The 18,047-nt window shown below is 72.6% G+C and carries 21 protein-coding genes; 11 read left to right on the forward strand and 10 right to left on the reverse strand.

The window, feature by feature from the left end; translation table 11 throughout:
• Nucleotides 1–3 precede the first annotated feature (3 nt).
• From uraD to ACIBJC_RS04910, 3 genes are all read right to left on the reverse strand, one after another.
• Nucleotides 4–936, reverse strand: coding sequence for a 2-oxo-4-hydroxy-4-carboxy-5-ureidoimidazoline decarboxylase (gene uraD, locus ACIBJC_RS04900; protein ID WP_399287802.1), 933 nt, complete (start codon nt 934–936; stop codon nt 4–6).
• A gap of 206 nt (nt 937–1,142) precedes the next feature.
• Nucleotides 1,143–1,634: a DinB family protein gene (locus tag ACIBJC_RS04905; protein WP_399287805.1), complete on the reverse strand. Its 492-nt coding sequence runs from the start codon at nt 1,632–1,634 to the stop codon at nt 1,143–1,145.
• A 35-nt stretch (nt 1,635–1,669) separates the two neighbouring features.
• The gene (locus ACIBJC_RS04910; RefSeq protein WP_399287807.1) at nt 1,670–2,296 is read right to left on the reverse strand and encodes an SAM-dependent methyltransferase; all 627 of its coding nucleotides are present in this window, start codon (nt 2,294–2,296) and stop codon (nt 1,670–1,672) included.
• 90 nt (nt 2,297–2,386) lie between these two features.
• Here ACIBJC_RS04910 and ACIBJC_RS04915 point away from each other — a divergent pair, with 90 nt between their 5' ends.
• Nucleotides 2,387–3,010: a helix-turn-helix domain-containing protein gene (locus tag ACIBJC_RS04915; RefSeq protein ID WP_399287810.1), complete on the forward strand. Its 624-nt coding sequence runs from the start codon at nt 2,387–2,389 to the stop codon at nt 3,008–3,010.
• Here ACIBJC_RS04915 and ACIBJC_RS04920 read toward each other — a convergent pair.
• The 4 genes from ACIBJC_RS04920 to ACIBJC_RS04935 all read right to left on the reverse strand — a co-directional run bounded on the left by ACIBJC_RS04920 (nt 2,943) and on the right by ACIBJC_RS04935 (nt 4,898).
• Complete coding sequence (locus ACIBJC_RS04920; RefSeq protein WP_399288159.1) at nt 2,943–3,299, reverse strand: helix-turn-helix domain-containing protein; 357 nt, start codon at nt 3,297–3,299, stop codon at nt 2,943–2,945. The two genes, ACIBJC_RS04915 and ACIBJC_RS04920, sit on opposite strands and share 68 nt — an antisense overlap.
• A gap of 53 nt (nt 3,300–3,352) precedes the next feature.
• The gene (locus ACIBJC_RS04925; protein WP_399287813.1) at nt 3,353–3,673 is read right to left on the reverse strand and encodes a hypothetical protein; all 321 of its coding nucleotides are present in this window, start codon (nt 3,671–3,673) and stop codon (nt 3,353–3,355) included.
• 79 nt (nt 3,674–3,752) lie between these two features.
• Nucleotides 3,753–4,256 carry a peptidylprolyl isomerase gene (locus ACIBJC_RS04930; protein WP_399287816.1) on the reverse strand — a complete coding sequence of 168 codons (504 nt, stop codon included), beginning with the start codon at nt 4,254–4,256 and terminating at the stop codon, nt 3,753–3,755.
• 183 nt (nt 4,257–4,439) lie between these two features.
• Nucleotides 4,440–4,898, reverse strand: coding sequence for a MarR family winged helix-turn-helix transcriptional regulator (locus ACIBJC_RS04935; RefSeq protein ID WP_399287819.1), 459 nt, complete (start codon nt 4,896–4,898; stop codon nt 4,440–4,442).
• 201 nt (nt 4,899–5,099) lie between these two features.
• Here ACIBJC_RS04935 and ACIBJC_RS04940 point away from each other — a divergent pair, with 201 nt between their 5' ends.
• The 6 genes from ACIBJC_RS04940 to pcaD are packed head-to-tail and all read left to right on the forward strand — an operon-like array spanning nt 5,100 to nt 10,473.
• Nucleotides 5,100–5,855, forward strand: coding sequence for a CoA transferase subunit A (locus tag ACIBJC_RS04940; protein WP_329828042.1), 756 nt, complete (start codon nt 5,100–5,102; stop codon nt 5,853–5,855).
• On the forward strand, nt 5,855–6,529 hold the full coding sequence (locus ACIBJC_RS04945; RefSeq protein WP_399287821.1) for a CoA transferase subunit B: 675 nt from the start codon (nt 5,855–5,857) through the stop codon (nt 6,527–6,529). Before ACIBJC_RS04940 ends, ACIBJC_RS04945 begins: the two co-directional genes overlap by 1 nt.
• Nucleotides 6,526–7,311, forward strand: a complete 786-nt coding sequence (gene pcaH / locus ACIBJC_RS04950) for a protocatechuate 3,4-dioxygenase subunit beta (protein ID WP_399287825.1) — start codon at nt 6,526–6,528, stop codon at nt 7,309–7,311. Before ACIBJC_RS04945 ends, pcaH begins: the two co-directional genes overlap by 4 nt.
• A complete protein-coding gene (gene pcaG / locus ACIBJC_RS04955) occupies nt 7,311–7,892 on the forward strand; it encodes a protocatechuate 3,4-dioxygenase subunit alpha (RefSeq protein ID WP_399287828.1) in 582 nt (193 codons plus the stop codon). The genes pcaH and pcaG overlap by 1 nt, the downstream gene beginning before the upstream one ends.
• The gene (gene pcaB, locus ACIBJC_RS04960; RefSeq protein ID WP_399287830.1) at nt 7,889–9,316 is read left to right on the forward strand and encodes a 3-carboxy-cis,cis-muconate cycloisomerase; all 1,428 of its coding nucleotides are present in this window, start codon (nt 7,889–7,891) and stop codon (nt 9,314–9,316) included. Before pcaG ends, pcaB begins: the two co-directional genes overlap by 4 nt.
• Complete coding sequence (gene pcaD / locus ACIBJC_RS04965) at nt 9,313–10,473, forward strand: 3-oxoadipate enol-lactonase (RefSeq protein ID WP_399287832.1); 1,161 nt, start codon at nt 9,313–9,315, stop codon at nt 10,471–10,473. Before pcaB ends, pcaD begins: the two co-directional genes overlap by 4 nt.
• A 55-nt stretch (nt 10,474–10,528) precedes the next feature.
• Here pcaD and ACIBJC_RS04970 read toward each other — a convergent pair whose 3' ends face one another.
• Nucleotides 10,529–11,023 (reverse strand): Lrp/AsnC family transcriptional regulator, encoded by a 495-nt coding sequence (locus ACIBJC_RS04970; protein WP_399287835.1) that lies wholly within the window; start codon nt 11,021–11,023, stop codon nt 10,529–10,531.
• A gap of 182 nt (nt 11,024–11,205) precedes the next feature.
• On the opposite strand from ACIBJC_RS04970, the gene ACIBJC_RS04975 reads away from it, so the two are divergent.
• From ACIBJC_RS04975 to ACIBJC_RS04985, 3 genes are all read left to right on the forward strand, one after another.
• Nucleotides 11,206–12,048, forward strand: a complete 843-nt coding sequence (locus tag ACIBJC_RS04975; RefSeq protein ID WP_399287837.1) for a TIM barrel protein — start codon at nt 11,206–11,208, stop codon at nt 12,046–12,048.
• Between the two features lie 229 nt (nt 12,049–12,277).
• The gene (locus tag ACIBJC_RS04980; protein WP_399287840.1) at nt 12,278–13,054 is read left to right on the forward strand and encodes a hypothetical protein; all 777 of its coding nucleotides are present in this window, start codon (nt 12,278–12,280) and stop codon (nt 13,052–13,054) included.
• A gap of 50 nt (nt 13,055–13,104) precedes the next feature.
• The gene (locus ACIBJC_RS04985) at nt 13,105–13,665 is read left to right on the forward strand and encodes a GNAT family N-acetyltransferase (RefSeq protein WP_399287842.1); all 561 of its coding nucleotides are present in this window, start codon (nt 13,105–13,107) and stop codon (nt 13,663–13,665) included.
• A 15-nt stretch (nt 13,666–13,680) separates the two neighbouring features.
• Here ACIBJC_RS04985 and ACIBJC_RS04990 read toward each other — a convergent pair whose 3' ends face one another.
• Nucleotides 13,681–15,297: an AMP-binding protein gene (locus tag ACIBJC_RS04990; protein WP_399287845.1), complete on the reverse strand. Its 1,617-nt coding sequence runs from the start codon at nt 15,295–15,297 to the stop codon at nt 13,681–13,683.
• Nucleotides 15,294–17,018, reverse strand: a complete 1,725-nt coding sequence (locus tag ACIBJC_RS04995; RefSeq protein WP_399287847.1) for an AMP-binding protein — start codon at nt 17,016–17,018, stop codon at nt 15,294–15,296. Before ACIBJC_RS04995 ends, ACIBJC_RS04990 begins: the two co-directional genes overlap by 4 nt.
• 105 nt (nt 17,019–17,123) lie before the next feature.
• Here ACIBJC_RS04995 and ACIBJC_RS05000 point away from each other — a divergent pair, with 105 nt between their 5' ends.
• Nucleotides 17,124–18,005 (forward strand): response regulator transcription factor, encoded by an 882-nt coding sequence (locus ACIBJC_RS05000; protein WP_399287850.1) that lies wholly within the window; start codon nt 17,124–17,126, stop codon nt 18,003–18,005.
• The last annotated feature ends 42 nt before the right edge of the window (nt 18,006–18,047 follow it).

Genomic DNA, 18,047 nt, shown 5'->3' on the forward strand with positions numbered 1-18,047 from the left:
GTACTAGCTCCCTCGGTAGACGGAGTAGCCGAACGGACTGAGCAGCAGCGGTACGTGATGGTGCTCGCCCGGGGTGACGGTGAACGTGATCACCACCTCCGGGAAGAACGGCGTACCGCTGCCCCGTGGCGCGGGGTCGTCCTGCTGTGCCTCGGCTTGCTTCCTGCGGTCGAGATACGGTCCGGTCACGAAGGTGAGCCGTACGTGGGTGGTGTCCGGCGCCGGCGCCGGAAGGTCCTTGCAGCGGCCGTCGGGGTCGGTCACCGAGCCACCGAGCGCGACCCACGCACCGGCGTCGGAGCCGCCGTCGGCGCGGGACGCGAGGGTGACGGCGACTCCGGCGGCGGGGCGCCCGGTGCTGGTGTCCAGGATGTGGGTGGAGACCGAGGCGGGGGCAGGGGTCGGGGCGGGCCCTTCCGCCGTCGGCCGGGAGGCCAGCAGCCGGGAGAGCCTGATGCGGTTGATCCTGCCGAGTTCGGTGCGCGCGATCTCCCGTTCCCGCTCCGGCGTGTGGCCGAGCCGGGTCTTCAGCGCGTCCCGCATCTCCTCGGCGGTGGCGCCGGTGGCGCAGATCAGGAAGACATGGCCGAACCGCTCCTGGTAGGCCAGGTTCAGCTCCGTCATCTCGGCCCGGAGCGGTGCGCAGGCGCCTGCCATGCCGCGCTGTTCCCGGGCGGAGGCGGGGTCGCCCGGCTCCGGCCGGCCGATCGGCGGGTGCCCGGCCATGGCCTCGGTCAGCTCCGCGTCGGTGAGTTCCGCCGTCGCGGTGTCGCCGGCGGCGAGCAGTTCGTCCTCGGTGGCGTACGGGCGGCGGGCGAGCACCGCCTCGCCCCATGCCGGTCCTGCGCACACCTCGCGCAGCGCGGCCAGGGCCACACCGTCGGGAGAGGTGTTGAACCGGGTGAGGCCCGGAGTGGGGGGTGGTGACGACGTCACGGGGAGCCTCCGTGGCAGTGCGCGGTGCTGGGGCGGGCTGCGCCCAGCTAACGCGCTCAACGACAGAACGTCAACACTTTGTTGAAATATCGCGTGGCGGCGCGTCCGGCACCGGACGGACGGCGGATCCGGCCGCGCACGCCTGCCCCGCCCCGCCGGGGCGGGCGTGCGCCGCGTACGGCCGGACCGCCCGGGGGCACCGGCGCTCAGCGTCCGGTGGTGCCGTCGATGAGTTCGCGGAGGATGTCCGCGTGACCCGCGTGGCGACCGGTCTCCTCGATCATGTGGGTCAGTGCCCAGCGCACGCTCGGCGACGGCTCCGAACGCCCCTGCCCGGGGAGGGGTGCGCCGAGGTCGGCGCATTCGTCGAGCACCTTGTTCGCGCGGTCGACGGTGGCCCGGTAGCGGGCGACGACGTCGGCGACGCTGTCCTGAGGGGCCGGCCGGAACGTCGCCTGCCAGTCGGTGACCTTCTCGCCGAGAAACGTCGCGTTCTCCACGGCGATCAGATGGTTGAGCAGGCCCAGCGCGCTCGTGCCCGAGGGCACTACGGGCGTCCGGACCTGGGGTTCCGCGGCTCCGTCGAACTTCTTGGCGATCGAGGCACGCAGGTAGTCGAGGAATCCGCGCAGGACGTCGGCCTCGTTGTTCGCGGTGCGCGGCGGAGGGGTGTCGTCGCGGCGGGAGCCGGTGAACATGGCGTTCTCCTTGTGGGGTGCTGGTCTGGGCGGCATCACGCGGCGCGGCGGATGAGGAGGACGTGATCGACGACCTCGGCGGTGCCCCCGTCGGGGCCGACCGCGGTCCGGCATGCCGTATCGGCACGTTCGACCGTCCACCCCGCAGGGGGGAGGTCCATCAGCGCCGCGACCTCTTGAGGTGTTGGATAGCGCGCACCGGGGTCCTGGTTCCACGACCACGGCGCTGTCGATCCGTGATCGACGACCAGGAGTCGTCCGCCCGGACGCAGCAGATGGGCGGCGGAGCGGAGGATGGCCGTCCTGTCCTGCGCGTAGGGGACGTGGAAGTAGTGGGCGGTGACCAGATCGCGTGGCGGTCCGGGCAGCGAGGCGCGTACGTCGTGCTGTACGGCGGTGATCCGGTCGCCCAGACCGCGTGAACGGGCCTGCCGGGTCAGCCGCGTGGTCGCCACGGCCGAGACGTCGAGGGCCGTGACCCGCCAGCCCCGGCCCGCGAGCCACAGTGCGTCGCCCCCACCACCGCATCCCAGGTCCAGGGCGTCCCCCGGGGGCAGTGCGGTGACCGTTTCCACCAGCCGGTCGTTCGGCCGCGGGTCGGCGGGCGCGGGCCGCCCCGCGTACACCGTGTCCCAGTACTGTGCCGCGTCGGAGCGCTCCATCGGGTTCCTTCCCCTCGGTTTCGTGCGGCCAGTCTCGGCCGACGTGTCCCGAAGTGGCGCGGGTCCATGCCGTTTCGGCAAGCTGGCCCCATGAACCCTGCGATGGAGGATGTGCTGGACGCGGTCGGACCGCGGCTGCGCGCGCTTCGGCGAGCGCGCGGCATCACGCTCGCGGAACTGTCCGCCGCCACCGGAGTGTCCGAGAGCACCCTGTCCCGCCTGGAGAGCGGCCGGCGCCGGGCGACACTCGAACTGTTGCTGCACCTGTCCCAGGTCTACGACGTCCCACTGGACGATCTCGTGGGCGCCCCGCGCGCCGGCGACCCCCGGGTCCATCTGAAGCCGATCCGGCGGTTCGGGATGACGTTCCTCCCCCTGTTCCGGCGGCCGGGCGGAACACAGGCCTTCAAAATGATCATTCCGGCACAGCCGGAACCGCTCGCACCGACCTTGCAGACCCACGAGGGCGTCGAACGGCTGTACGTACTGAACGGCACCCTGCGCCTGGTGGTCGGAAAGCGCGAGCTGGCGGTGGGAGCGGACCAGGCCGCCGAGTTCGACACCTCAGTGCCGCACTGGCTGGGCAGCGCGGAAGGCGGAGCGACAGAACTTCTCGTCCTGTTCGACCTGCGACCGGCGCGTGGCGTCAGCCGTCCCGCTCCGGTCGCCGGTCTCCCCGGCGCGCCTTGGCCCGCTGCTCATCGGCGTAATTGAGGTAGTTGTAGACGGTGAAGCGGCTGACGCCGAGCGCGGTCGCCACCGTCTCCACACCGTGCCGTACCGCGAAGGCGCCGCGCGCCTCCAGGGTCCGTACGACGGACTGCTTGGCCTTGCGGTCCAGCTCCGCGAGCGGCCTGCCGTGGGCGCGCTCCAGCGCCGCCAGGATGTGGTCCAGGGATTCCGAGAGCTGCGGCAGCCGTACGGCCAGCAGGTCGGCGCCCTCCCAGGCGAGGACGACATCGTCCGGCTGGGCCTCCTCGGGCGTCAGAAGCTGTCCGCCCATGGCGTCGACCAGCGGTTTGACCGCCGCGACGAAGGGATGGTCGGGCAGCTCGCTCACCGGTCGCCCTCCGCGGCGGCCCCGGGCCCGGTTCCGGGGGCTTCGGCGGTCCCGGAGGCTTCGGCGGTCCCGGGCCCGCTCCCGATCACGTTGACCTGGAGCGAGACCCGGGTCGCACCGGCTGCAAGCGACTCGCGCAGGAGGGTGTCCACCGCCGCCAGTACGGTGGCGGCGCCGCCCTCCACGGTGTTGCCGAACGGTCCGACGTCGACCGCGTCGAGCTGCGCCCCCTGGACGACCTCGCGGGCCACCACCGCGTGGGCGGGCGCCTCGTCGAGGTCGAAGGGTTCGGTCGTGAACTCCACTCTCAAGCGCACTGTGCCTCCACCGCCGGAAAGCCTGGAGGGTCACTGCGGCCGTTCGGGTGCCCCAGGCACTGGGACACGACCTTAGTCGTTACGCGCTCTGCACGGCACCGGACGCGGAAATGGTGATCTTCGCCGAGGTCGAGCCGGCGCGGGAGCCCAGGGACTCGATCTTCTTGACCAGCTCCTGGCCCTCGACGACCTCACCGAAGACGACGTGCTTGCCGTCCAGCCACGAGGTCACCACGGTGGTGATGAAGAACTGCGAGCCGTTGGAGTTCGGCCCCGCGTTCGCCATGGAGAGCAGGAACGGCCGGTCGTGCTTGAGCTGGAAGTTCTCGTCGTCGAACTTGTTCCCGTAGATGCTCTTGCCGCCGGTGCCGTTGCCGGCGGTGAAGTCGCCGCCCTGGAGCATGAAGTCCGGGATGACCCGGTGGAAGCCCGAACCGGCGTAGCCGAAGCCCTGCTCGCCGGTGGCGAGCTCGCGGAAGTTCTGGGCGGTCTTCGGGACGACGTCGTCGAAGAGGCGGAAGGTGATCCGGCCGGCCGGCTCGCCGTTGATCGTGATGTCGAAGAATACGTTGTCAGTAGTCATGGGGGACATTCTGTCAGGAGGGTCCGCGCGCGGCCCGACGGGCTCCGACCAGGCACGGAGCGGAAACGCGCGCGAACGGGCGCCCGCACGGGTGCCCGTACGCGCGCGCGAACGGGCGCCCGTACAGGGGCCGGTACGGATGCCCGTACGGATGCCGATACGGGTGCCGGTACCGGGGCGGCTTCAGTACGCGACCGGCTCCGCGGGAACGCGCAGGCTCTCCGCCGCCTCCGAGACCCGCCGGAGCAGATCGAAGAAGACGGCCTGCTCGGCGGGTGAGAGGGGGCCGAGGAAGACCTGGTTCATCCGGGCCGCGCGGAGCGCCAGCTTCCGGTGGGTCCGCTCCCCCTCGTCGGTGGGGCGCAGCATGAAGCGGCGGCCGTCCCGCGGGTCGCGCACCTTGTCGACCAGGCCGCGGCGGCTCAGCCGGGTGACCACCTCGGCGATGGTGGAGCGGTCCAGGCCGACCCGTTCGCCGGCGGTGCGCTGGTCGAGGCCCGGTTCGGCGACGAGGGCGTTGAGCACGGCGAACTGCGGTGAGGTGGTCTCCTCGGAGACCATCGTGTTCCACAGCAGGTAGTGCGCCTGCTGGAGGCGGCGGGCGAGATGCCCGGGGTGCGTGGTCAGATCCACCGCGGCCATGTGCGCTCCTCGGGCTGCGCGACACCGGGCACTCCCGGCGCGATTTCGTTGGTGCACTGAACGATACGCGCCCCGATGACGCCCCGTCGCCGCTCTTGACGGATGTGGGGGCGGATGGCAGCTTGTGTCGAACCTCGAAGAGATAGTCAGTGCCCTGAGCATTCGAGGGTGCGGGGCGCCGGATGAGAGGGGGATTCACGCATGGACAAGGTGGTCGCCACCGCCGCGGAGGCCGTGGCCGACACCCGGGACGGGGTGTCCCTCGCCGTGGGCGGCTTCGGTCTGAGCGGGGTGCCGAACGAGCTGATCAAGGCGGTGTACGCGCGCGGCGTCCGCGATCTCGCCGTGGTCTCCAACAACTGCGGCGCCCTGGAATCGGGACTGGCCGTGCTGCTGGCCGCGGGCCGTATCGCGCGGGTGACCGGTTCGTACATCGGGGCGAACAAGGAGTTCGCCCGGCAGTACCTGGCCGGTGAGATCGAGGTCGAGATGATCCCGCAGGGCACCCTCGCCGAACGGCTGCGGGCCGGCGGCTGCGGCATCCCCGCCTTCTACACCCCCGCCGGTGTCGGCACCCAGGTCGCCGAGGGCGGGCTGCCCTGGCGGTACGACGGGCGGGGCGGCGTCGCGCTCGCGTCACCGGCCAAGGAGGTGCGCGACTTCGACGGTACGGAGTACGTGCTGGAGCGCGGCATCCGTACCGACTTCGCGCTGGTCCGCGCGGCGAAGGGCGACCGGCACGGGAACCTGGTCTTCAACCGGTCCAGCCGCAACTTCAACCCGCTCGCCGCCATGGCGGGCCGGGTGACCGTCGCCGAGGTGGAGGAGCTGGTGGAGCCCGGCGGGATCCCGCCGGACGAGGTGCACCTCCCGGGGATCTTCGTCCAGCGTGTCGTGGCGCTCACCCCGGAGCAGGCCGCCGACAAGGGGATCGAGAAGAGGACGGTGCGTCACTGATGGCCTGGACCAGGGAGCAGATGGCCGCCCGGGCCGCGCGGGAACTCCCCGACGGGGGTTACGTCAATCTCGGCATCGGCCTGCCGACGCTGATCCCCAACCACCTCCCGGACGGCGTGGAAGTGGTCCTGGAGTCGGAGAACGGCATCCTCGGCGTCGGACCGTACCCCACGGAGGACGAGGTCGACCCCGATCTGATCAACGCGGGCAAGGAGACCGTCACCGTCCTGCCCGGTGCCTCGTACTTCGACTCCGCGCTCTCCTTCGGCATGATCCGAGGCGGCCACATCGATGTCGCCGTACTGGGCGCGATGCAGGTCTCCGCCCGGGGGGACCTCGCCAACTGGGCCGTCCCCGGCAAGCTGATCACCGGCATCGGCGGGGCGATGGACCTGGTCCACGGCGCGCGCACGGTCATCGTCGTGATGACGCACACCGCCAAGGACGGCGGCCCGAAGATCCTTCAGGAGTGCGCCCTGCCGCTGACCGGCAAGGGGTGCGTGAACCGGATCATCACCGACCTCGGGGTACTCGACGTCACGGGCGACGGGCTGGTGCTGGTGGAGTGCGCGCCCGGGGTGACCGCCGCCGAGATCGTCGAGAAGACCGCCGCAGCGGTCCGTACCGCCGAGCCTGTTCCGCCGCATCCCCGTACCCACGGAGCCGTCCTGTGACCACCACTCCCCTGCCCGACGGGCTGAGCCAGCGCGAGATCGACGCCGAGGTCGCCAAAGCCGCCGAAGGCGCCGAGGCACAGACGTCGTCGGCCGCCGGGAACCATCCGCCGCGCGACTATCCGCCGTACCGCAGCAGCCGTCTGCGCCATCCGAAACAGCCGCTGATACCGCTGCGGGACCCCGAGGCCGTGGAGCTGACGGGGCCGGCGTTCGGTGTCACCGACGTCACCGCGCTCGACCGCGATCTGACCCGGCAGCACCAGGGCGAGCCGCTCGGCGAGCGGATCACCGTCTCGGGCCGGGTGCTCGACCGGGCGGGGCGGCCGGTACGCGGTCAGCTCGTGGAGCTGTGGCAGGCCAACGCGTCGGGCCGGTACGCGCACCAGCTCGACCAGCATCCGGCGCCACTGGACCCGAACTTCACCGGTTTCGGGCGGTGCCTGACGGACGATCAGGGGCATTACGCGTTCACCACGGTCAAGCCGGGCGCCTACCCGTGGCGCAACCACGTCAACGCCTGGCGTCCCGCGCACCTCCACTTCTCGCTCTTCGGTACGGCGTTCAGCCAGCGCCTGGTCACGCAGATGTACTTCCCCGGCGACCCGATCTTCCCGTACGACCCGGTCCTCCAGTCGGTGACCGACGCGTCGGCGCGGGCCCGTCTGGTGGCGGCGTACGACCATGAGCTGTCCGTCCCCGAATGGTCCCTGGGCTACCGCTGGGACATCGTCCTGGACGGCCCGTCCGCCACGCTCTTCGAGGAAGGCGGCGACCACTGATGTCCACGCCCACCACAACGACAGGGTCCTTCGGGCCCACGCCGTCGCAGACGGTCGGCCCGTTCTACGGATACGCGCTGCCCTTCGAGGGCGGCGGCGACATCGCCCCGGCCGGTCACCCCGACACGCTCACCCTGCACGGATACGTGTACGACGGCGCCGGCGCCCCCGTGCCCGACGCGCTCGTCGAGACCTGGCAGCCCGCGCCCGACGGCTCGCGCACCGGGAAGCCGGGATCGCTGCGCCACGACCCGGTCACCGGCCGGGTCCTCGGGCGTAACGGCGTCGACTTCACCGGCTTCGGGCGTGTCCCGACGGACGCCGACGGGCACTGGGCGGTGCGTACGCTGCCGCCGGGCGGCGTCCCGTACCTCAGCGTCGCGGTCTTCGCCCGTGGCCTGCTCCACCACCTCTACACCCGCGCCTATCTGGAGGACACCGGCGATCCGCTGCTGACCTCGCTGGACGCCGGGCGGCGCGCCACGCTGCTCGCCGTTCCCGAGTCCGGCGCGCCGCGCGCGTACCGTTTCGACATCCGCCTTCAGGGCGAAGGGGAAACGGTCTTTCTGGAGTTCCGGTGAGCCTGTACGACACACCCGGCGCCGACCGCACCGGGCCGCTGGACACCGGGCTGCTCGCCCCCGGCCGGGCGGGCTGCCGCGCGGAGACCGCCACCGGTGACCCGGCGTTCCTCCGCGCGATGCTGGACGCGGAGGCCGCGCTCACCCGCGCGCAGGCGGCGCTGGGTCTGGCCCCGGACCGGGCGGCGCGCGCGGTCGGCGCGGCGTGCGACGCGGCGCGCTTCGACGCCCGGGATCTCGCGCTGCGCGCCCGCGACGGCGGCAATCCGGTGATACCGCTGGTGGCCGACCTCACCGCCGCGCTGCCGCCCGCGTTCGCGCCGTACGTCCACCGGGGCGCGACCAGCCAGGACATCCTGGACACCGCGGCGATGCTGGTGGCCGCGCGGACGCTGGAACCGGTCCTGGCGGATCTGGACCGTACGGAACGGGCGCTGGCGCGGCTGGCGGCCGAGCACCGCGACACGGTGATGCCGGGCCGTACGCTCACCCAGCACGCGGTCCCGACGACCTTCGGGCTGAAGGCGGCGGGCTGGCGGAGCCTGGTGCTGGACGCCCGCGACCGGCTGCGCGTGGTCCGCGCGGCGCTCCCCGCCCAACTGGGCGGTGCGGCCGGTACGTTGGCGGCCTTCGACGCGTACGGACGCGAGGCGTCCGCTCCGGTGGCGGGCGGGCTCCTCCCAGGCGAGGGCGGCGCCGAGCACAGCGCCGGGCTGCGGCTGCCGGCCGTCTTCGCCGCTGAACTCGGGCTGGCGGAACCGGCGTTGCCCTGGCACACCCTCCGTACCCCCGTCGCTGACCTGGCCGCCGCCCTCGCCTTCACGGCGGGCGCGCTCGGCAAGCCGGCCGCCGATGTCCTCACGCTCTCCCGTACCGAGATCGGCGAGGTGTCCGAGGGCGCGGGCGGCGGCTCCTCCGCCATGCCGCACAAGGCGAACCCCGTACGGGCCACACTGATCGCCGCCGCGGCCCGGCGCGCCCCCGCCCTCGCGGCGACGCTGTTCGGCTCGATGGCCGCCGAGGACGAACGGCCCGCGGGCGCCTGGCACGCCGAATGGGAGCCGCTGCGCGATCTGCTCCGCCTGGTGGGCGGCGCGGCGCGGGACGCGGCCGAACTCACGGAAGGGCTAAGGGTCCACGCCGGGGCCATGCGGGAACACCTGTATCTCACCCACGGGTTGATCGTCTCGGAGCGGCTGTCGGCCGAACTCGCCCCGCTCGTCGGCCGGGCCCGCGCGAAGGCGCTGCTCACCGAGGCCGCGCGGCGCTCCCGTACCGAGTCCACCACCCTGGCCGCGGTCCTCACCGCGGTGCTCGCGGACGAGCCGGGGCTCACGGGCCTGGACCTCGCCGAACTCACCGACCCCACCCGGTACACCGGCAGCGCCGGACCCCTCACCGACCGTGCCCTGGAGCGACGTTGACCACCTCGGACAAGAACGAGACCACCGCGACCCCCGCCGCGTCGCTGCACCATCGGGCCGAGGGGCCCGCCTCCGCCCCCCCGCTGTTCCTGGGCCCCTCGCTCGGCACCTCGCTGGCGCTCTGGGACGGGGTAGCGCCCGAACTCGCCGTCTCCCACCGGGTCGTACGGTGGGACCTGCCGGGCCACGGCGGCTCCGACGCCGGTCTGATCGGCCCCGGGGCGACGGTCGCCGATCTCGCGGACCTCGTGCTGGCGCTGGCGGACTCGCTCTCCCTGGACCGTTTCGCGTACGCCGGGGTCTCCCTCGGCGGCGCCGTCGGACTGCATCTCGCCACGCACGCCCCGGAGCGGGTGACGAGTCTGGCCGTGGTCTGTTCCTCCGCTCACTTCGGCGCCCGGGGGCCCTGGGAGGAGCGTGCCGCCCTCGCGCGCCGGGAGGGGATGGCCGGGATCGCGGAGGCGTCGCCGAGCCGCTGGTTCACCCCGGGGTTCACGGTGGAGACGCTGGTCGACGACGTACGCGACGCCGACCCCGCCGGGTACGCCGCATGCTGCGACGCGCTGGGCGCGTACGACATCCGCGACCTCCTTCCCTCCGTCACCGCGCCGACCCTGGTCGTCGCGGGCCGCGAGGACCCGGCGACCCCGCCCGCGCACTCCCGGGAGATCGCGGACGCGGTGCCCGGCGCCACGCTCGTCGAACTGCCGGGCGCCGCCCATCTCGCGCCCGCCGAGCGGCCGGACGAGGTGACCGCCGCGCTCAGGGCCCATCTCGGCGGCGCGCCGCCGAGCGGGATGCGGGTCCGCCGCGAGGTGCTGGGCGACGCGTATGTGGCGCGGGCGCAGGCCGGGACCACCGCGTTCACCGCGCGCTTCCAGGACTTCATCTCCCGCTACGCGTGGGGGGAGATCTGGACCGATCCGGCCCTCACCCGGCGCGAACGCAGCATGATCACCCTGACGGCGCTGGTGGCGGGCGGCCACCAAGACGAGCTCGCCATGCATGTACGGGCCGCACGCCGGAACGGTCTGACACCGGAGGAGATCGGCGCGGTGCTGCTCCAGTCGGCGGTCTACTGCGGTGTCCCCGCGGCCAATTCGGCGTTCGCGGTGGCCGGGCGGGTACTGGCGGAGGAGGACCCGGCGGGTTCCTGACCCACCATGACCGGCGCCGGGGGCGACGATCACATGCGCGCCGTCGGGACCGAGTTCAGCCCGAAGGCCAGGGCGTCGTCCCGGGGCTGCCGGCCTCGGGGCTGTTGGGCAGCAGATGGGTCAGCGCGATGAAGCTGTTGGTACGGGTGACGAACGGCTCGGCCCTGATCCGCTCCAGCACCGCCTCGAAGTGGTCGATGTCGGCGGCCCTGATGTGCAGCAGGGCGTCCGCCCCGCCGGTCACGGTCACCGCGGCCACCACCTCGGGGTAGGTGCGGGCGACCTCGGCGAGGCGCCGGGGCGGGCCCGCGGCGTCGCAGAACACCTCGACGTACGCCTCCGTACGCCAGCCGAGGGCCGCCGGCCGCACGATCGTGGTGAAGCCGGTGATCACCTCGGCCTCGCGCAGCCGGTCGACCCGCCGTTTCACCGCGGGGGCCGAGAGCCCGATGGACTGGCCGATCTCCGTGAAGCTGGTGCGCGCGTTCGCGACGAGCGCCGCGAGGATCTGCCGGTCGAGGTCGTCCAGCACCGGCTGCTGATAGGTCACCGAAGTCTCCGTCTCTTGTCATGCGAGGTCTGCTCATGCGAGGTCTGCTCATGCGAGGTCTGCCCTGCGCATCGTGCCGTGTCCCGCCGCGCCGATGTCCTTGACAGCACAGAAGCACACCAGGCAACATTCCATGAAGCAGAAAAACACTTTCACTATGCGGAAGTAGAGGTGGACTCCCCATGGCCTATGTCTCCCCGCCCTGGCGCGGCACAGAGCAGCGATTCGATGTGAATCTGTCCATCCTCTTCACCGAACTCCCCCTGCTGGAACGCCCGGCCGCCGCCGCGGCGGCGGGCTTCACCGCGGTGGAGCTGTGGTGGCCCTGGACCGACACCCCCACCCCGCCGCGCGCCGCACTCGACGATCTTCGCGCGGCCCTGGCGGACGCCGGTACCCAACTGGTGGGGCTGAACTTCTACGCGGGCCTGCTGCCGGGGCCCGACCGGGGCGCGCTCTCCGTACCCGGCGAGGAGTCCGAGCGGTTCCGCGCCAATGTGGAGGTCGCGGCCGAGTTCGCCGCCGCCACGGGGTGCACGGCGCTCAACGCCCTGTACGGGAACCGCGTACCCGGTGTGGACCCGGCGGCCCAGGACGCCCTGGCCCTGGAGAACCTGGTGCCGGCCGCCCGCGCGGCCCACGAGGTCGGGGCGCTCCTGCTGATCGAGGCGCTCAACCGGCCCGAGTCACCGGACTACCCGCTGGTCAGCGCCGCCTCCGCCGTCGAGGTCGCGGACCGGGTCAACGAGGCCACGGGCCTCGGCAACGCCGCGTTCCTGCTGGACCTGTACCACCTGTCGATGAACGGCGCGGACCTGGCCGAGGTGATCGACCGGTACGCCGACCGGACCGGCCACGTACAGATCGCGGACAACCCGGGGCGCGGCGCGCCGGGCACCGGGACGCTGCCGCTGGAGGAACTGGTCGGCCGGCTGCGCAAGACCGGTTACGACGGCTGGATCGGCCTGGAGTACAAGCCGGGCGACCGTCCGAGCGCCGAGTCCTTCGGCTGGCGCACCCCCTGATCCGGGCCCTCTGATCCCGGCTCCCTGATCCCGGCCCCCTGAACTCCGGGCGGCGGCGGCACCGACACCTGTACGGTCGCGCCCGGCACCGCCGCCGCCCGGTCCCACACGGTCGCCTCTCGCGTCGTACGGGCACCTCCCGCGTCAAGTGATGGCCAAAGCCTCTCCCCGTTGCCTCGCTCTTGGTGGACGATGGAACACTGAGCGCAATCGAACGGTGGGGGTCGTGATGAGTGAGAGTCTTCCGGTGCGCTGTCCGTCCTGCGGCAGCGGTCACACCTTCACGGCGTCGGTCTACCCCTGTGTGTGCGGCGCTCCGGTGACCCCGCCGCTCGCCCAGGGCGCGCCGGTGGAGCCCGCCACCCACCGCACCTGGGAGGACGAGTGGGTGACCGTCCGCTGCGACGAGTGCGGAACCGCGTGCGAGCAGCCACGGCCCGAACTGGGCTGCCCGTGCGGTGCGGTGCTGCGGATTCCCGTACGGACCAGGCCCGTTGACGAACTCACCGAACCGGCCGAACCCACCGAACCGGCCGAGCGGCCGGAGTCGCCGGAGCGGCCCCGAACCGCCGGGATCCCCGAGCGGCCCGCTCATATCCCGCTGCCCAGGACCGCCGCCTCGCCCCGCCCCGCGTTCCGCCCGCTGACGATCCGTACGTCCCACGACGCGGTGACGGCGGCCGGGCTCTATCTGCGCTGGCTGGGCTTCAAGAGCGTCGTCCAGGCGGACGAGCGGCCCGCCTCCGGCATCGATCTGCGCGGCCCCGATGTGATCGCCCAGGTCGACCCGACGATGAGCCCGGCGTCCGTGCGCTCCGTCGAATGCCTCTGGCTCAACGGGCTCAACGCGTCGGCGGTGAGCGTCTACTTCTCCCTGGCGGGGTACGCGGACGATGCCCGCGCCCGCGCCGACGACCTCGGGCTGCCGCTCTTCGTCATGGACCTCACCGGCTCCCCGAGACCGGTCAACGGCCCGGCGGACGAACTGGTCTCGGCCGGGGCATGACCACGGGACACGCGCACGCGGCGCCGCCCGTACGCCGTCATACTCGCTCCATGCCCCACCGTCCCCCGCTCGCGCGCCCCCCGCTCATCCGCCCCGCCGTCCTCACCGACCTGCCCGTCCTCCAGGACATCGAGGCGGCGGCGGGCGAGCCGTTCCGCGCGCTGGGCATGGCCGCCGTCGCCGACGACGCGCCGCCCTCCCTCGCCGAACTGGAGCGCTACCGGAGCGCCGGCCGCGCCTGGGTGGCCGAGACCGTGTACGGCGGGCCGCCCGTCGCGTATCTGCTCCACGACCCGGTCGACGGCGCCGCCCATGTCGAGCAGGTCTCGGTGCACCCGGACGCCGCCCGGATCGGTGTCGGCCGGGCGCTGATCGACCACCTGGCCGGGCGGGCCGCCGGCGACGGGTTCACGGCGCTCACCCTCACGACCTTCGCCGACGTGCCGTGGAACGCCCCGTACTACGCGCGCCTCGGCTTCCGTACTCTCACCCAGGACCAACTCACCGACGGGCTGCGGGAGATCCGCCGTGCGGAGGCCGCGCACGGACTCGACCGCTGGCCCCGGGTCTGTATGCGCCGCGCGCTCCCGGCACCGCTGCGGAAGAACTGAACGGGACCCGGTCGCTCACCCCGAGAAGCGCTCCCGCAGTTCGTTCTTCCTGACCTTTCCGCTGATCGTCATCGGGAAGCCGTCCACGATCTCCACCTGGTGCGGGATCTTGTAGTGCGCGAGCCGTTCCCGGCAGTACGCCACGATCTCGTCCCGCGACGGCGGATCCGCCGGGTCGCGTGGGATCACACAGGCCACGATCTCCTCGCCGTGCCGCTGGTCGGGGATCCCGATCACCTGTATGTCGGCGACCTTGGGGTGGCCGTACAGAAACTCCTCGATCTCGCGCGGGTAGATGTTCTCGCCACCCCTGATGATCATGTCCTTGATCCGGCCGACGATCTGCGCGTAGCCGTCGTCCCTGATGACCGCGAGATCGCCGGTGTGCATCCACCGCCCGGCGTCGATCACCTCGGCCGTGCGCTCCGGCTCGTTCCAGTAGCCGAGCATCACGCTGTACCCGCGCGTGCACAGCTCGCCCGGCTCGCCGCGCGGCAGCGTCACCCCGGTCGCCGGGTCGATCACCTTGACCTCGATGTGCGGCAGCGCCCGTCCGACCGTGCCCGTACGGCGCTCCAGGTCGTCGTCGCGCCGGGTCTGGAGGGAGACCGGGGAGGTCTCGGTCATGCCGTAACAGATGGACACCTCCCGCATGTTCATCTCGGCGACGACCCGCTTCATCACCTCGACCGGGCAGGGCGAGCCCGCCATGATCCCGGTGCGCAGGGAGGACAGGTCGTACGCGGCGAAGCCGGGGAGGTCCAGCTCGGCCAGGAACATCGTGGGCACGCCGTAGAGCGAGGTGCAGCGCTCCCGCTGGACCGCGTCCAGGGTCGCGGCGGCCTGGAACGACGGCGCCGGGATGACGACGCACGCGCCGTGCGAGAGGGCGCCGAGGTTGCCCATCACCATGCCGAAGCAGTGGTAGAACGGCACGGGCAGACAGACCCGGTCCTGTTCGGTGTAGCCGACCGTCTCCCCCACGAAGTAGCCGTTGTTGAGGATGTTGTGGTGGGAGAGCGTGGCTCCCTTGGGGAAGCCGGTGGTGCCCGACGTGTACTGGATGTTGATCGGGTCGTCGCAGGAGAGCCCTGCCTCCCGCTCCTTTAGCTGTTCATCCGTCACCTCCGCTGCCTCACACAGCAGTTGATCCCAACTCGGATCACCGATGTAGTGCACGGAGCGCAGTTCGGGGCAGCGTCCGCGCACCTGGTCGACCAGGGCGCGGTAGTCGCTGCTCCGGTGGGCGAGGGACGCGAACAGCACGGAGATCCCGGACTGGTCGAGGACGAACTCCGTCTCGTGCGCCCGGTAGGCCGGGTTGATGTTCACCATGATCGCGCCGATCCGCGCCGTGGCGTACTGCACGAGCACCCACTCCGGGCAGTTGACGGCCCAGATCCCGACCCGGTCGCCCTTGGCCACCCCGTGCCCGAGCAGCGCCCGCGCCAGCGTGCCGACCGCCGCGCCGAACTCCCGGTAGGTCCAGCGCCGCCCCGACACCACGTCGACCAGCGCCTCCCGGTCGGGGAAGGCGGCGACCATCCGGTCCAGGTTGGCACCGATGGTCTCGTGCAGCAGTTCCGTCGTCCCCGTCCCGTGCGTGTACGACCGCGCCGCCCGCCACGTCATCGCAGCTCCCCCTCGTCGTACTCCGCGCCGGAGCCCTCGGCCGTCCGCTCGCGCAGTTCGATGCGGCGGATCTTCCCCGACACGGTCTTGGGCAGTTCGGCGAACTCCAGCTTGCGGATCCGCTTGTACGGCGCGAGCAGCGCGCGCGAGTGGGCGAAGAGCACCTTGGCCGTGTCGGGACCCGGCTCCCACCCCTCGGCGAGGACGACGTACGCCTTGGGCACGGCGAGGCGCAGCGGATCGGGCGCGGGGACCACGGCGGCCTCGGCGACCGCCTCGTGCTCCAGCAGCGCGCTCTCCAGCTCGAACGGCGAGATCTTGTAGTCGGACGCCTTGAAGACGTCGTCGGAGCGGCCGATGTACGTGATGTAGCCGTCCGCGTCGCGCGACCCGATGTCACCGGTCCGGTAGTAGCCGCCCGCCATCGCCTCCGCCGTACGGTCCGGCTCGCCGTGGTAGCCGGTCATCAGGCCGACCGGGTGGGCGGCGAGGTCGAGACAGATCTCGCCCTCGGCGACGCCCGGTTCGCCGGTCACCGGGTCCAGCAGCTCGACCTTGAAGCCGGGGGTCGGCCGCCCCATGGATCCCGCCTTCAGGAGCTGTCCCGGCGAGTTGGCGACCTGGACGGCCGTCTCCGTCTGGCCGAACCCGTCCCTGACCGTCACGCCCCACTCGCGGCGTACGGTCTCGATCACCTCGGGGTTGAGCGGTTCGCCCGCCGCGACGGCCTCGCGCGGCGGGGTGCGCAGCAGCGAGAGATCGGCCTGGATGAGCATCCGCCAGACGGTGGGCGGGGCGCAGAAGCTGGTGACGCCCGCGCCGTCCATCTCCGCCATCAGCCGGGCCGGGTCGAAGCGGGTGTAGTTGTGGAGGAAGACGGTCGCCTCGGCGTTCCACGGCGCGAAGAGGTTCGACCAGGCGTGCTTGGCCCAGCCCGGCGAGGCGATGTTGAGATGGACGTCGCCCGGCCGCAGCCCGATCCAGTACATCGTGGCGAGATGGCCGATCGGGTACGAGACATGGGTGTGCTCGACGAGCTTGGGGCGGGCGGTCGTCCCGGAGGTGAAGTAGAGCATCAGCGGGTCGTCCCCGTGGGTGACACCGTCCGGCTCGAAGTCGGCGGACCGGTCGCGGGCGTCCTCGTACGCGTGCCAGCCCTCGGGGGCGCCGCCCACGGCGATCCGGGTGTAGCGGCCCGGGACGTCCGCGAACTTCCCGGTGTCCTCGGCGCGCACGATCACATGGGCGGCCCGGCCGCGCTCGACGCGGTCCCGCAGGTCGGCGGGGCCGAGGAGGGGCGTGGCGGGGATGACGACGGCCCGCAGCTTCATCGCGGCGAGGGCGGTCTCCCACAGCTCGGCCTGGTTGCCGAGCATGACGACGATCCGGTCCTCGGCCCGTACCCCCCGCTCGCGCAGCCAGTTCGCCGTCCGGTTGGAACGGGCGGCCATCTCGGCGTACGTGACGCGGGTACGGCTGCCGTCCTCCTCCACGATGTGCAGGGCGAGCCGGTCGTTGCCCCGCCCGTCGGGGCCCTCGGCGATCCGGTCGAACCAGTCGAGCGCCCAGTTGAAGCGCTCGGGGCGCGGCCAGGTGAACCCCTCGTACGCCGTCGCGTAGTCCTCGCGGTGGGCGAGGAGGAAGTCCCTGGCGGCCCGGAACCGGTCGGTCACGGTGGCGCCGGGCGGACCCGGGCGCCCGGTCGGTGTCCTTGCCGTCATATGTCCTCCTCATTGCGGGACCGTTCACTAACATCGTGTAATCAGTGACGCAGGTCTCACCACCCCCGGACGGGGGTGGTGGCGACGCGGGCGGAGGGAAAAGGCATGGCCGAAGAGGGCAGGGCCGAGACGGCCCGGCCGGCCGGCGCGGCCGATGTGGCCGAGGCGGTGGAGATGCGGGCCGCGCTGGGGCGGCTGCGCAGGACGACCGGGCTGCCCGTCGCCTTCGGCGGGCTCCTGCCCGAGTCGGGGCATCTGCGGATCGCCGAGCTGAACGGCACGGCGACCGGCGCGCTGCGCACCCTGGCGATCTCCTCGGGCAACGGCCTGGGCGGCAAGTCCATGGCCCTGTCACGGCCCTGCGCGGTCACGGACTACGCGGTGGCCCGCCACATCAGCCACGAGTACGACGCGGCGGTGGCGGCGGAGGGCCTGCGCTCGGTGCTCGCGGTGCCCGTGGTGGTACGGCGCAAGGTGCGCGGCGTCCTGTACGGCGCCCTGCGCAGCGCCCTGCCCATCGGCGAGCGCACCTTCGACGCGGCGGTGGCCGCCGCGCGCGACGTCGAACAGGCCCTGGTCGTACGGGACGAGGTGCGGCGGCTGCTCTCGGCGACCCGGGAACTGCCCGCGGGCCCCGGTGCCTGGGAGGAGGTCCGCGCGGCCCACAGCGAACTGCGGGCCCTGGCGCCGCGGATACTCGACACGGAGCTGCGCGAGGAACTGCTCACCGTCTGCGGCCGTCTCGCGGGCGCGGCCGGCCCCCCGGACGCCCGGCACGCTCAGCCGCCGCCGACGGCGCTGGCGCCGCGCGAGACGGACGTACTGGCCTGTGTCGCGGCGGGCTCGACCAACGCGAAGGCGGCCGAACTGCTGGGGCTGCGCCCGGAGACGGTGAAGGGCTATCTGCGCTCGGCGATGCGCAAGCTCGGCGCGCACACCCGGCTGGAGGCGGTGGTGGCGGCGCGGCGGGCGGGGCTGCTGCCGTAAGGGTGCCCGGCACACTCGAAGCGCCGTTGCTGCGCCGAGGCC

The sequence above is a fragment of the Streptomyces sp. NPDC050509 genome (assembly GCF_044457965.1).
GTDB lineage: Bacteria > Actinomycetota > Actinomycetes > Streptomycetales > Streptomycetaceae > Streptomyces.